The organism is Mycobacterium sp. (assembly GCF_965230835.1).
Taxonomy (GTDB): domain Bacteria; phylum Actinomycetota; class Actinomycetes; order Mycobacteriales; family Mycobacteriaceae; genus Mycobacterium.
This window is the reverse complement of sequence record NZ_CBDDLW010000002.1, coordinates 2221525-2235355: the sequence shown is the minus strand read 5'-3', so window position 1 is coordinate 2235355 and position 13831 is coordinate 2221525. Positions and strand designations below refer to the sequence as shown.

The 13831-nt window shown below is 60.0% G+C and carries 9 protein-coding genes; 6 read left to right on the top strand and 3 right to left on the bottom strand.

Annotated elements, in window-relative coordinates; genetic code table 11:
• Window positions 1-64: 64 nt before the first annotated feature.
• The 3 genes from ACO07W_RS10650 to ACO07W_RS10640 form a co-directional block, all read right to left on the bottom strand.
• Window positions 65-2935, bottom strand: a complete 2871-nt coding sequence (locus ACO07W_RS10650; protein ID WP_421843011.1) for an RND family transporter — start codon at window positions 2933-2935, stop codon at window positions 65-67.
• A 127-nt stretch (window positions 2936-3062) separates the two neighbouring features.
• Window positions 3063-3365, bottom strand: coding sequence for a hypothetical protein (locus ACO07W_RS10645; protein WP_421843009.1), 303 nt, complete (start codon window positions 3363-3365; stop codon window positions 3063-3065).
• A gap of 189 nt (window positions 3366-3554) precedes the next feature.
• The gene (locus ACO07W_RS10640; protein ID WP_421843007.1) at window positions 3555-4364 is read right to left on the bottom strand and encodes a class I SAM-dependent methyltransferase; all 810 of its coding nucleotides are present in this window, start codon (window positions 4362-4364) and stop codon (window positions 3555-3557) included.
• Window positions 4365-4665: 301 nt separating this feature from the next.
• Between ACO07W_RS10640 and ACO07W_RS10635 the strand changes: the two genes are divergently transcribed.
• From ACO07W_RS10635 to ACO07W_RS10610, 6 genes are all read left to right on the top strand, one after another.
• On the top strand, window positions 4666-6087 hold the full coding sequence (locus ACO07W_RS10635; RefSeq protein WP_421845929.1) for a PPE family protein: 1422 nt from the start codon (window positions 4666-4668) through the stop codon (window positions 6085-6087).
• Between the two features lie 211 nt (window positions 6088-6298).
• The gene (gene scoE / locus ACO07W_RS10630) at window positions 6299-7168 is read left to right on the top strand and encodes a (3R)-3-[(carboxymethyl)amino]fatty acid oxygenase/decarboxylase (RefSeq protein ID WP_421843005.1); all 870 of its coding nucleotides are present in this window, start codon (window positions 6299-6301) and stop codon (window positions 7166-7168) included.
• On the top strand, window positions 7165-7716 hold the full coding sequence (locus ACO07W_RS10625; protein WP_421843003.1) for an FcoT family thioesterase: 552 nt from the start codon (window positions 7165-7167) through the stop codon (window positions 7714-7716). The genes scoE and ACO07W_RS10625 overlap by 4 nt, the downstream gene beginning before the upstream one ends.
• 26 nt (window positions 7717-7742) lie before the next feature.
• Window positions 7743-9350: a fatty acid--CoA ligase FadD10 gene (gene fadD10 / locus ACO07W_RS10620; RefSeq protein ID WP_421843001.1), complete on the top strand. Its 1608-nt coding sequence runs from the start codon at window positions 7743-7745 to the stop codon at window positions 9348-9350.
• Window positions 9351-9366: 16 nt separating this feature from the next.
• Window positions 9367-9588, top strand: a complete 222-nt coding sequence (locus ACO07W_RS10615) for a phosphopantetheine-binding protein (protein ID WP_421845928.1) — start codon at window positions 9367-9369, stop codon at window positions 9586-9588.
• Window positions 9585-13805: an AMP-binding protein gene (locus ACO07W_RS10610; protein ID WP_421842999.1), complete on the top strand. Its 4221-nt coding sequence runs from the start codon at window positions 9585-9587 to the stop codon at window positions 13803-13805. The genes ACO07W_RS10615 and ACO07W_RS10610 overlap by 4 nt, the downstream gene beginning before the upstream one ends.
• The last annotated feature ends 26 nt before the right edge of the window (window positions 13806-13831 follow it).

Genomic DNA, 13831 nt, shown 5'->3' with positions numbered 1-13831 from the left:
CGTGGTGCGCAGTTCACAGCACACAGACTCGCCGAACTGCCCGTTCGTCCGCCGCGAAAAGGGTCTACGCTGGCTCGGGAGACATTCGAGCCTGCGCGGTCGGCGCACCGATGACACGTGTCGGTCGCGAATTCACCCTGATCGGCCACCAGAACCAACGGCCGAGCAGCGCGGCGATGGTGGGCGTCATGAACGCGCGCACAATCAGGGTGTCGAATAGCAGACCCAGACCGATCGTCGTGCCGACCTGACCGATCATCCGAACGTCGCTGACCACCATGGACGCCATGGTAACTGCGAAAACGAGGCCCGCGTTCGTCACAACTTTGCCCGTGCCACCCATGGATCGAATAATGCCGGTATTGAGGCCGGCGTGTTTTTCCTGCTTGAACCGAGAGACCAGCAGCAGGTTGTAGTCCGATCCCACTGCCAGTAGCACGATGACCGACATCGCAAGCACCAGCCAGTGCAACGGGGTACCGAGAATATGTTGCCAGACCAGCACGGATAGCCCGAAGGAGGCGCCAAGTGAGATCGCAACCGTCCCCACGATCACCACGGCAGCAACCAAGGCGCGGGTAATGATCAGCATGATGATGAAGATGAGGCAGAACGAGGAAACTCCTGCGATGACGAGATCCCATTTGGCGCCCTCAGAGATGTCCTTGAAGACTGCCCCCATGCCGGACAGGTAGATTTTGGCGTCCTCCAACGGTGTGCCCTTGAGGGACTCCTCCGCTGCGGTGCGTATCGGATCGATACTCGCGATTCCCTCAGCGGAGGCAGGGTCACCCCGATGCAGAATGATGAAGCGTGCGGCGTGTCCGTCGGGTGAAATAAAGCTCTTCATCGCGCGCTTGAATTCCACGTTTTCGAAAATCTCAGGCGGCAGGTAGAACGAATCATCGTTTTTGGCTGTGTCAAACGCACGGCCCATAGCCGTCGCGTCACCGCCTAGCTCTTCCGCCTGGTCGAAGATCCCGGTCATTGTGCTGTGCATGGTTAACACAGTGGTTCGCAGCGTCACCATGGTTTCGATCGTGGCCGGGAACAGCGCGAGCATCTGCGGCATGAGTTGATCAAGCTCGGTGACTCCGGTGACCAGGGAGTCGAGCTTTTCGTCGATCTGGTCCAAGCCGTCCAGCGCGTCGAATACCGACCGGAACGACCAACAGGCCGGAATGTCGTAGCAGTGTTTTTCCCAGTAGAAGTACGACCGGATTGGTCGCCAGAAATCGTCGAAGTCTGCGATATGGTCGCGCAACTCAACCGCGATCTGTTGCACTTGTTCGGTATCACCGACAACGTGGTGCGTGGTGTCGACGAGTTGTGTCGTTAGGTCATACATCCGCTGCATCGCAGAGATTGTCTTGGTGATGTCGTCGGCCTGCGTGAGCATGTCGCCCATCCGATCGCGCTGAAATTCCATGGTCTGCAGTTGAGCTGCGTTTTGCATACTGAGCTGGTATGGGATCGACGCGTGGTCGAGCGCTGTTCCGTCTGGTCTGGTTATAGCTTGAACTCGGGAGATCCCCGGAACGTGGAAGATGCCCTTGGCCAGCCTGTCCAGGACCAGGAAGTCGGCCGGATTCCGCAGGTCGTGATCGGATTCGATCATCAGTACCTCCGGCTTCATCCGAGCTTGCGAGAAGTGGCGGTCGGCAGCTGCAAAGCCCCGATTGGCCGGGATGAAACTGGGTAGGTACGCCCGGTCGTTATAGCTGGGCTCGTATCCGGGAAGGGCGATCAGTCCGACAAAGGCGATGGCACATGTGGCGGCAAATATGGGTAGCGGCCAGCGCACCACCGCGGTACCGATGCGTCGCCAGCCACGCACCTTGAGCAGCCGTTTCGAATCGAACAGGCCGAACCGGCTTCCGACGGCAAGGACGGCCGGGCCCAGCGTCAGCGCGACGACCACGGCGACCAGCATCCCTATCGCACACGGCACGCCGAGGGTTTGAAAGTAGGGCATCCGAGCAAGGCTCAGACAGAATGTCGCACCGGCGATCGTCAAGCCAGAGCCCAGAATGACGTGGGAGGTTCCCCGGTACATGGTGTAGAAGGCCGTTTCACTATCTTCACCGGCCTGGCGGGCTTCCTGGTAGCGACCGACAATGAATATTCCGTAGTCCGTGCCTGCCGCGATCGCCAGCGACGTAATTAGGCTGACCGCGAACGTTGAAAGCCCGATGAGCCCAAGCTGCCCGGTCAGCGCAACGGCCCCGCGCGCCGCCGACAACTCGACACCAACCGTCACGAGTAGCAGAAATACCGTTATCGGCGACCGATAGACAAAGAGCAGCATAAGCAGGATCACCCCGACCGTGGTCAGGGTGATTTTGGCCATGGATTTGTCCCCACTGTGCTGCAGGTCCGCAGCTAGCGCAGACGATCCCGTGACGTAGGCGTTGACCCCGGGCGGCGCTGGTGTGTTGTCCACGATCTTGCGGACCGCGTCGACAGATTCGTTGGCCAACTGCTCACCTTGGTTGCCGGCGAGATTGACTTGGACAGTCGCGGCTTTGCCGTCGCTGCTCTGCGCGCCGGGCGCTGTGAGCGGATCACCCCAGAAGTCTTGGATCCCCAGTACGTGCTTCTTGTCTCCGCGTAGCTTGCGAATCATCACGTCGTAGAACCGGTGAGCGTCCTCGCCGAGGGGGTGGCTGCCCTCCAACACGATCATCGCGACGCTGTCGGTTTGTCCTTCGTCAAAGACGTGGCCGATGCGTTTCAACGCCACGAGCGACGGTGCGTCCTTAGGGCTCAGCGACACCGACCGCTCTTGTCCGACGATCTCCAGCGACGGTACGAACACGCTGAGGATGACCACGACTGCCAGCCAGAACAGGATGATAGGCACCGCGAAGGCATGGATCATCCGTGCGATAGGCGGCCGGTCGGTGCGCGTGTCGCCGGCGGGGGGAGCGCTCATGTGGACTGAGCTCGCAGGCAACGTCGTAAGTTGAGCTGGCCGGGGAATCGGGCCCATTCAATCTCGTGTGCCCATGGTCGCTGGCGCTGGCGGACATTGTTGGCGTATTGCGCTACAGCACTTCCCATCACAGACACCACGGCACTGACGAAGGGCGGCGACCAGGGTAGGTGCCCTCGTCGCTACATTGCACGCGAATGCCGGTGTCGAAATAGCTTGCCACCTCTACAGTTCGGGTCGAGACGAGCACCATGAAACTGTCTTGTTTGGGTCCGGTCGATTCGGAGCGATCGGGGTTGTTTTCGGCGGCCAATGGGGGCGTGTTCGAAGTGGCATCCTCGGTGACCGCCGATGCGGCGAATCCTGCGCTGACAACCGCGGCGTGGGCCATCGGAATCCGGGCCCACTCCAGCGACGTGAAAATGTCCAATCCCTTTCGCCGGTAAGCGCTTCTACCGGCGGACGGTATGCGCCGGTTGGCGGGCATGCGACGAAACGCCGCTGGGCACGAGCGGTGCACGTCCATCTCGCCGACGGCAGCTGCATGTGCCACGGGCATCGAAGTCTAATGCACACCGCGCGGGGAAAGCGGAGTCGCTCGGTTGCCGGTGCCGGCGAATCAACCGAATTCGATGAGCGTGACAGGGGCTCGCAGCCGATCGAAGCCGGGGAGTCGGTAGGACAGCGGAGTAGCCCACCGCAGGAACCTACCTCGTCCCGGCGGATACCGCAGCTCGCGTACGGCGCGGATCCCAGGCATAGCGCGTAGTTCGTCGTATTGGTTGGCGGTGAACCAGAATGGCATCGCAGGTGCCGTGTAATGCTTGCTGAGCTTGAAGCCGCATCGCCGCGAATAGGCGCTGACCAACCGCGGGATGCTATCGAAGATTAGCTGGCCACCGGGAAATCGGTGAGCGCAAGCCGCGATCAGGTCGAACACCAGATTGTGCTCCAAGTATTGGAAAAGGCCCTCGGCGGTGATCAGCACACCGTTGGTGTCGTCAACCTGGTCCATCCAGGAGTAGTCGACGGCAGACCGAGTGCAGCAGGTCAGCCGGTTTGATGCCGGCAGCAGCTTCTCGCGCAACTGGGTGATTGGTGCCAGGTCTACGGTTAGCCAGGTCAGCGTGCCGTTATCGAGACGCCAGAAGCTGGTCTGCAGTCCCTCGGCCAGTGCGACTACGCTGGCACGTGGATGCGCGCCGAGGAATTCCCGCGCGGCGTTATCGAACACCAAGGCGCGCAACGCGGTGGCTTGGTGCGTTCGTCCGAAATGGTGGTAGTCGTAGTCGAGCCGGTCGTGCAGGGCGACCGCTTCGGGGTCGTCGATGATGCCATCGGACCGCGCAGCCTCGCTTGCCCGCTGGTGCAGTGTGAGGAGAGCGGTTTCGGATATCCCGTCGAGATGACGGGCGTCTACCGTTGGCATAGATCCGACTTTAATGGTGCAGCGTTGACGGACTGCCACCGAGCTGCGCCGACGCCATGCAATAGAGACGTGTCGCACCGTTGGTCATCGTGTGCACCGGCGGACCTCGACGGGCACGCGGACGACCGAGACGAGGATCACGTGGTATTCATTTCGGGCGCGGAGGGAACTTTCCGCCGGCTCTCCCGACTACTCCTGCAGTGGGGCGTTGCCCTGTGAGTCCATACGGTCCTGTGAGTCCATACGGTCGCGCGCCCAATACCTTATGCAGGGAGGTATCGCTGTGAGCGCGCCCATATGGATGGCTCTGCCTCCGGAGGTGCACTCGACTCTGCTGAGTTCGGGTCCGGGGCCGGGGGCATTGCTTGCCGCTGCTGCGCAGTGGCAAGAGCTCAGCGATCTCTATGCCCGTACTGCTGCTGAATTGTCTCAGCTGCTAGCCGAGGTGCGGGCCAGCAGTTGGCGAGGTGCCAGCGCCTCCCAGTATGTGGCTGCACACGGCCCCTACTTGGTCTGGCTCGATCAGGCATCGATCGATAGCGCAATCACCGCCGAACAGTACGCAATGGCCGCCGCTGCCTACAGCGGCGCCGTGGCCGCGATGCCCCCGGTGGTGGAACTGGCGGCCAATCATGCGACCCACGGTTTCCTGCTTGCTACCAACTTCTTCGGCATCAACACCATCCCCATTGCTCTGAATGAAGCCGACTATGTCCGTATGTGGGTGCAAGCCGCCGACATCATGGCGACCTACCAGGCAATCTCGGAGGCGGCGATGCTGGCCGTGCCGTCCACCCAACCAGCGCCACCCATCGTTGCGCCCGGTGGCGAAGTCCAAAGCGCGCTATCGGACCCAACGCACTGGATTGAGCAACTGATTAGGGACATCTTGAATTTCATTGAAGACCCCTACGCTCATTTTCTGCAGTTTTTACTACGGCTTGGTTTCAGCCCGCCTGTTGCCGGTTTCCTTGCGATTGTTCTCTTGCAGCTGTATGACTTTCTCTTCTATCCCTACTATGCCTCCTACGGTTTATTGTTGCTTCCTTTTTTTGCACCTGCGCTCAGCGCGCTGAGCGCCTTGAGTGCGCTGGCGCGAGTTTTTGACAATCAGGCAGGGCAGTCTCCTGCTGCGACGTCGCCCAGTTTTGGCCAGCGGCACCCATCAGGTGCGAATGCAGCGGTTGCGCCCGTTGCTTCGGCCGTCCAGGGCGTGGGCGCGCAAGCTAGCGGCTCCGCACCAAGTTCATCCGCCGCGGCGGCGGCCAATGTCGCTCAGCCGGCACCCGGTATCGGCTACGTGGTCGCTGGATTGACGCCACCTGGGGTGAATTTTGGCCCGAGAGCTGGCACAAAATCGTCCGCCGCCGCGCGCGACGCGGTGGGTGCGGCCGCTGTGGTGAGAAGCGGCTCACCCGCTGCTCAAACTCGCCAGAAACAGCGTCGCAAGATCAGGAGTGGGGCACGTGGCTACCGCGACGAGTTCCTGGACGCAACGGCCACCGCGGATGCGTCGATCGGTGCCCCCGCGAGCAACGAGCAGGCCTTCGGGGTGGCAAGCGAACACGGCGCCAGCCTGCGCGGGTTTACCGGCACCGTACCGACAACCGCCGACGCGGCAGCTGGGCTAGTCCACATCTCGCCAGCGGGCAAGCGCGACACCATCCCGCTGATTCCGGCAACTTGGGCTCCCAACGCTGACGAAAAACCGGGACGCGAGTAGGGGAACGAATGCCACGGTATGCGTCTGCACCGATAACTGGACCGGCTCGCATGAACCAGATGTCGTGAGGCCGGTCGGGAGATGTCGGTGAAACGACGCGGCTTGAGACGTCCGCGGACGTCTGTAGGTGCCCTATCTCAGGCGCGGTGCAGGACGAGCACGCCAAACCGATCGAAGCAGCAAACGAATTTCAACGAGGAGAGGAGATGCGATGACGCTTAATGTGAAAGGGGAGGGGCTCGGTGCGCAGATTACCGGAATCGATCCCAATAGTTTAGACAGCATCGACCGTGACGAAATACGCGACATAGTTTACCGGAACAAACTTGTTGTCATAAAGGATGTCTATCCGACTCCCGAGCAATTCATAAAACTTGGAAATATAGTCGGACAGATAGTTCCTTACTATGAGCCAATGTATCACCATGAAGATCATCCGGAGATATTTGTTTCCTCCACCGAAGAGGGGCAGGGGGTGCCAAAAACTGGTGCGTTCTGGCACATCGATTATATGTTCATGCCGGAACCGTTTGCGTTTTCCATGGTGTTACCTCTAGCTGTGCCCGGATGCGACCGAGGGACATACTTTATCGATCTGACCAAGATTTGGGAGTCACTTCCTGCTGCTAAGCAGGAACCGGCCCGCGGAACGGTCAGCACTCACGATCCTCGCCGCCACATCAAAATACGACCCAAGGATGTCTACAAGCCAATCGGAGAAGTTTGGGACGAGATCAACCGCACCACGCCTCCAATAAAGTGGCCGACGATCGTCAGACACCCGAAGACTGGCCAAGAAATCCTCTACATCTGCGCGACGGGCACCACCAAGATCGAGGACAAGGATGGGAATCTGGTCGATCCGAAACTGCTGCAGGAACTTATGGCCGCGACCGGGCAGCTCGATCCCGAGTTCACATCGCCGTTCATACATACCCAGCACTACGAAGTGGGCGATATCATCTTGTGGGACAACCGGGTTCTGATGCACCGAGCGAAGCACGGCACAGCGACGGGCACCCTGACGACGCACCGTCTGACCATGCTCGACGGTCTCAAGACACCGGGATATGCGGCATGACGCACACCGAAGCGACCCCATTTCAGGCCATGGTGGCGTCTGCGAACCCGGTTCCGATCGCCGAAGATCTGCTCAGCAGAGTGCTTGAGCCCTACTCCTACAAAGGATGTCGCTATCTTGTTGACGCGCAGTACAGTGCCATCGAAGACTCCGTCCTTGCTTACGGCAGTTTCACGATCGGCGAGTCTGCCTACATCCGAAGCACGGGGCACTTCAACGCAGTCGAGCTAATCTTATGCTTCAACCAACTCGCCTATAGTGCATTCGCGCCGGCCATTCTCAACAAGCAGATTTCTGCGCTCGTGGGCTGGTCGATCGAAGACTATTTCCGACACCAGCTCTCCAGCATGTTCATTCGGAGTTCGTCATCGCGGTTCAGAAGACCAGTGGACCCGCAAAAGTTCTCGGCTCGCCTACTGTGTCAAGATCTGCAGGTCATCGAACGCACATGGCGGTATCTCAGGGTTCCGTGCGTGATCGAGTTCTGGGACGACAACGGTGGAGCTGCCTCTGGTGAGGTTGAACTAGCAGCCCTCAACATCCCGTAATCCACTGGAAGAAAGGCGCATGAAGCATGTCTCAGTTACCGCCGACCGTGTTGGAACGGGTTTTTGAGCAAGCGCGGAAGCGGCCCGAGTCGACTGCTTTGCGCCGTTGCGACGGCACAAGCGTGTTGCGATATGGCGAGCTGCTTGTTGAAACGGAACGACTTGCCGCGGTTCTTGGTGCTCAGCAAGTTTCCCGAGGATCGCGGGTGTTGGTCATTTCTGACAATGGGCCCGAGACATACCTGGCGGTGTTGGCTTGCGCCATGGTGGGCGCCATTGCCGTAATGGCGGACGGCAGCCTGCCTCCGGCAACTATCGATCGTTTCTGTCAGATTGCAGATCCTTCAGCGATTCTCATCGCCCCCGGAAGCAAAACGGGATCTCGCCAGCTATCGGAAGACATCCAGTCGATACCGGCCGTGTGGGTCGAGATCGGTTCTGGTGAACAAGATTCGGCTCTCTTCTACACAGCTGACGATCTTGCCACCGGACCGAAGCGCAGCGCTGAAGATCCGCTAGCGATGATCTTTACAAGCGGTACTACAGGCGAGCCGAAAGCTGTTCTGCTGGCCAATCGTACCTTTCTTGCCATCCCGGATATTCTGCGGGACGAGGGCCTGAACTGGGTCACCTGGGTCGACGGTGAAACTACATACTCGCCGTTGCCGGCGACGCATATCGGTGGACTGTGGTGGATCCTCACCTGCTTGATGCGCGGAGGGCTGTGTGTTACCGGAGGAGAGAACACCGCGTCGCTTTTGCAGATTCTCAGCACGAATTCGGTTGCGACGACATGCTTAGTGCCAACTCTGCTTTCGAAACTGGTTTCCGAACTGAAGTCCACCACCGAAACCCTCCCGTCGCTGCGACTCGTTGGATACGGGGGTTCTCGCGCAATCGCGGCAGATGTGCGATTTGTTGAGGCCATGGGTGTGCGTACCGCACAGGTCTATGGCTTGAGTGAGACTGGTTGCACAGCTTTGTGTTTGCCAACTGACGATGGTTCGCTCGCGAAAATCGAAGCAGGTGCTGTGGGCCGTCCGTATCCGGGTGTGGAGGTCTATCTGGCAGATACTGATGACGCAGCCGGCGGAGGCCCTAACTCCCCCGGCGCTGCTGCTTCCGCCTCGTCCGGCACGCTGTGGATCAAGTCTCCGGCAAACATGCTGGGGTATTGGAACAACCCAGAACGCACCCGGGAGACTCTGGTTGATGGATGGGTGAACACCGGCGACCTGCTGGAGCTCCACGACGACGGCTTCTTCTATATCAAGGGAAGATCCTCGGAGATGATCATCTCTGGTGGCGTGAACATCGCGCCTGACGAGGTCGATCGGATTGCGTTGAGCGTTGCGGGTGTTCGCGACGCTGCATGCTACGAAATTCCCGACGCGGAATTCGGGGCGCTCGTTGGTCTGGTCGTGGTTCCGTCAGCGGATCTTGACGAGTCAGCGGCCCTCGAACTCCAGCAAAGAATTGCGGCTTGCTACCGACAGCAAGCCGAGTCGATCGCGCGGCCGGCGATAATCGGTTTCGTCACCGACATTCCTCGGACGCAGTCCGGCAAGGTCATGCGTGCGTCGCTGGCAGCGGCGATGAATAGAGCGACAGCTAAAGTGGGCGTTGGTGACTGAGACGCTAAGGGACAGCGTGGTTTCCGCTATCTGCGCGGTGCTGTATATCGCGGAATCGGATTTCATCGATGGCGATGCGACTGATCTCCGCGACCTCGGGCTTGACTCTGTTCGGTTCGTGCTGTTGATGAAGCAGCTCGGCGTGGACCGAGAATCCGAACTGCCGTCCCGATTAGCCGAGAACCTGACGGTTGAAGGCTGGGTTCGGGAGCTAGAGAAACCTGGACAATCGGGGTGACAGATCCCCAAGAAGTTTGCGTCGATCGAGTTCCGCTAAGCAGGTCTCAACAGAACATCTACAACGGAGTGCTACAGGACAGCAACCCCGCGTTGTATCTGATCGGCAAGAGCTATAGGTTCCGCCAGTTAGAGCTCTCGACATTCCTGGTTGCCTTGGAATCAACAATCGGCAATAACCCGGTCCACCTTTGTGTACTCCAAGCACCTTTGTCGGAGGAGATGTATCCGGATCTTGTGCCTCGGCTGCAGGCCAGCGATATCGTTTGGGTGCGGCCAGCTAGCCAGCGGCAGAACGGCAGCGGAGCCGACGCGCTCACGCGCATTTGGGCTAGCGGTATCCTCGCGAAGCCACTCGCGCGATATACGGTGTGGACCGACGAGAGCGGCCAGGTGTCCGGGTTGGATGCTCATACTCACCACATCCTGCTTGATGGCGGCGCGACGGGAATCATCGAAGCCGATCTGGCGCGCCGCCTCGCGGCCGAGGACGCAGTTGAGATCCAAAATCTCACTCAGGGGCTTATCGAGCTGACGGCGGCGCACCGTTGTGAGCAAGAGCAGGTTGAAAAGTCGCTACGACGTTTCCGCGATGCTGTTCACCGCGAGCTCACCGATGCCACGCTCGACGGGGGACGTGGCCAACGATCGCATGACGCTCGCGGGACGGCTGCCAAAGGAATCCTCTACGAATCAGCGAGCATTTCCGGCGCAGCATACGATGCGGTCGCCGGTCTCGCGGAGGAAGAGGGCGTTCCGTTGAACGCCTTGGTGACTGCGGCTGCAGTAGCGGTAGACGCTAGCCTTCGGCAGAGTAGTGAGAGCTTACTGGTTCACCCGGTGGACAATCGTTTCGGAGATCCTGATCTCAATGTTGCTACCTGCCTGGTCAATTCAGTTGCGCATGCGGTGCGACTTATCCCTTTTGCATCAGTGCAAGACGTTGTTCGGACTCTAGATCGGGACTACGTCAAGGCGACAAGACGCCGGTGGTTCCGCGAGGAGCACTACCGTCGAATGTACTTGGCGATCAACCGGACATCTCACGTTGAAGCGTTGACTCTCAACTTCATACGGGAGCCATGCGCGTCCGGCCTTCGGTCATTCTTGTCAGAACCACCGGTCGCCACGGATATCGGTCCGGTAGAAGGCATGACCGTGGCGTGTGTTCTCGACGAACACCGGCACACACTGAACCTCGCCATCTGGGACAGAGCAGATTTGCCCGCGTCCAAGACGCGCCCAGGAGTCGCAGAACGGATTGTGTCTGCCCTCGAATCGATGGTGGCCGCATGGCACCAGCCGATCGCCATGATCGTCGACGAGTGGTTCGGAATAGCCCAGGACGGGGCCGTCCGCCGCGGCGACTGGGCGCTTCCGGCAGAGTCACCGCATGCTCCCGCCTGGTTTTTGGACCCGATATCAGATACGCGCCGGAATATGGAAGAGCGTCGCTACGTCTACCAATGGGTCGCCTGGTTGGTGTGCGACGGGGCGGTGCCGGGTGATGTGATCGTGTTCACCGACGACAACACCGACAAGACCGTCGACCTGCTGATCGCCTGCCATCTGTCGGGTTGCGGATACAGCGTGTGTGACAGCGCCGACGACGTTCCCGCGCGAGCGCACGCGATCGCCGATCACGACGATGGGGTTTCGGCACGCATCGTCGATGTTGACGCTGCACGCCTCGCGCCGATGCTGGGCGACGAGTTACAGGCGCTTGTTGACGATCGCATCTACGAGGTGACGCACGATAATCTGCTGGCCGCGAAGACGGCCTACATCATGCCCACTTCGGGGTCGACTGGGCAACCAAAGCTGGTCCGCGTCACGCACGGGTCGCTCGCGCTCTTTTGTCTGGCGGTGCGACATGCCTACGGATGGGGGTTGGAGGACACCGTGCTCCAATGCGCGCCATTGACTTCGGACATCAGCGTCGAAGAGATCTTTGGTGGTGCGTTTTGTGGATCGAAACTGGTTCGATCCACCGCTATGCGATCCGGTGACCTACATTCGCTCGCCGGAGATCTCGTCGCAAAGAACGCAACAGTGGTCGACCTGCCAACCGCGGTGTGGCATCTGTTGTGCGACGACCACCACGCAATGGGAACAATTGGCAGCTCATCCCTGCGCCAAATCGTGGTAGGCGGTGAACCAATCCGACCCGGAGTCGTCGACAAATGGATTGAACATCCAGCAACACAAGGAATTTCGCTTGTTTCAAGCTACGGTCCGACAGAGGCAACGGTCGTCGCCACCTACCTACCGCTGGTCTGTGACGGGACGACCATCGCCGGCCCAGACCGATTAAGACTGGGCCGGCCGATAGTAACCAACACGGTCTTCATCGCCTTCGGCGAAATAGTCATCGTAGGAGATTTGGTCTCTAGCTATCTCGGTATCGATTCCTGCAACTTTGGCTCCGTGACTGCGGCCGGCGGTTCGCGACGCCGAGCGTTCGCCACAGCTGACCGTGTGACGTACGACGAAGAAGGATTTCCGGTTTTCGCCGGGCGCAAAGACGCGATCGTCAAGGTTTCCGGCAAGCGCGTCGATATTGCTGAAGTAGCAAGACGGCTCTCTGAGATCGCGGCTGTATCCGATGTGGCCGTCGAGCTTCACGAGGTCGGTCCGGCGACGGGCCTGGGAGTGTGGTTCGAGAGTGAACGAACCCGCGAAAGCGCCGAAGATGCCGCAGTAGCGGTGCGCATCCGACGCGTTCTGACGAGTTTGGGAGTGCCTTCGTTCTCCGTTGTCGGCGTGCCACGTATCCCAAGGAAGCCGAGCGGAAAGGTTGACAGCGACAACTTGCGCTCAATGCCGCAGTTTGTGGATGCTGTGCACAAAGATACCGGGTCGGATGCGCGTGCGGCCGGACTTGCTGAGGTCTGGAGCAGACACCTCGGGCGGGCCATCAGGGCGGATTCATCGCTGCTCGGCGAGGGCATCGGTTCGTTGGATCTCATCAGAATTCTTCCCGACAGCAGGCGTTATCTCGGCCGGCATATCTCGGTGTTGGATCTGATCAGTGCTGACACCGCCGCCAACCTCGCTTCCTCGCTAAGCACGGACGCGCTGCAGTCCGACGCGTGGATGGATGTCGAGACTGCTACCGAGGTCGAACACGATCTTGGCTCGCTGTGGCGGCAACCTTGCGCTGCGGCCCGGAACCGCAATAGCACCGCGAACATGAGCGCACATCAGCCGATCGTCGTCCTGGGTGCGTCGGGGATTGTTGGCACAGGTTTCGCTCGGGCGGTCCTCGATCTCAGACAGTCCGGAGTGTGTTGCCCCGAGGTGGTCTTTGTCGTGAGATCGCAACTCCCCGAAACCTACCCGTGGCTTGCCCTCCAAAGCTGCGATGCGGTGCGGATCGAGTATGTCTCTGCCGATTTTGGCCCAGACCTGCTGGCGGACCTGATCCGCGGCACCGGCGCTCGGACGGTCATCAACTGCATCGGCAACACCAACGTGCTCGTGCCCTATCGGCAGCTGCGGCTGGCCAACGTGGAGTTTGTCTCGACGATGGCGCAGGCATGTGCAACTCATGGTGCGCGGTTGGTGCATTTGTCCACGTACGTTGTTAATGCGGATGTCGCGATTGCTCACGTCACGGATCCCCGTGCTGCGCCGTACCCGTACGCAGCGTCTAAGGCGCTGGCCGAGCTTGCGGTCTCCGATTCGTCCCGTGGACTTGACTTCACCCTGGTACGTCTACCCCGGGTGTTAGGAACTGCTGATCAGATGCGCAACTCCGCCGACGTGCTGGCATCGGTCGTCGCTGCGTGCACGGCATTGCGCGCCTACCCTGCCGGGACGCTGACAGAAGAGGTCACTACCAGCCAAGCTGCGGCCAAGGCCATCATGGGCATGGTGCCAGAGTTGGCGGGCTCGGCCGAGCTCGGGTGCGGGATTACGGTGCTGCGCGGCGAGGCGGTGGCATACGCGGAGCTGCTCAGCGACTTCGCACGCGACGAAATCGATATTTTGGAGTGGAAGCAGCTTCTGGATCAGAGTGATTGGGCAAAGCGAAATCCGCGCAGGTGGTCAGTAGTAGATGCCTGGGTCACCTTGGGCATGCGACTGGGTGCACGCACCTACGCCGAATACCTGGCGGATTTCCCGACTATTGCGCTAGAAGTAGAGTCGGTCGCAGAACTCGTAGCAGAACCGCAGTCACTCCGAGCGCTGTTAGCGTCCGAAGACTTGTCGTGACTCAAACCTGCTGGTGAAAAGATGGC

What these genes read in the sequence shown, in the direction of transcription:
- ACO07W_RS10650 (WP_421843011.1), bottom strand. Translation starts at nt 2,935, where the DNA reads ATGAGCGCTCCCCCCGCCGGCGACACGCGCACCGACCGGCCGCCTATC.
- ACO07W_RS10635 (WP_421845929.1), top strand. Translation starts at nt 4,666, where the DNA reads ATGGCTCTGCCTCCGGAGGTGCACTCGACTCTGCTGAGTTCGGGTCCG.
- ACO07W_RS10625 (WP_421843003.1), top strand. Translation starts at nt 7,165, where the DNA reads ATGACGCACACCGAAGCGACCCCATTTCAGGCCATGGTGGCGTCTGCG.
- fadD10 (WP_421843001.1), top strand. Translation starts at nt 7,743, where the DNA reads ATGTCTCAGTTACCGCCGACCGTGTTGGAACGGGTTTTTGAGCAAGCG.
- scoE (WP_421843005.1), top strand. Translation starts at nt 6,299, where the DNA reads ATGACGCTTAATGTGAAAGGGGAGGGGCTCGGTGCGCAGATTACCGGA.
- ACO07W_RS10640 (WP_421843007.1), bottom strand. Translation starts at nt 4,364, where the DNA reads ATGCCAACGGTAGACGCCCGTCATCTCGACGGGATATCCGAAACCGCT.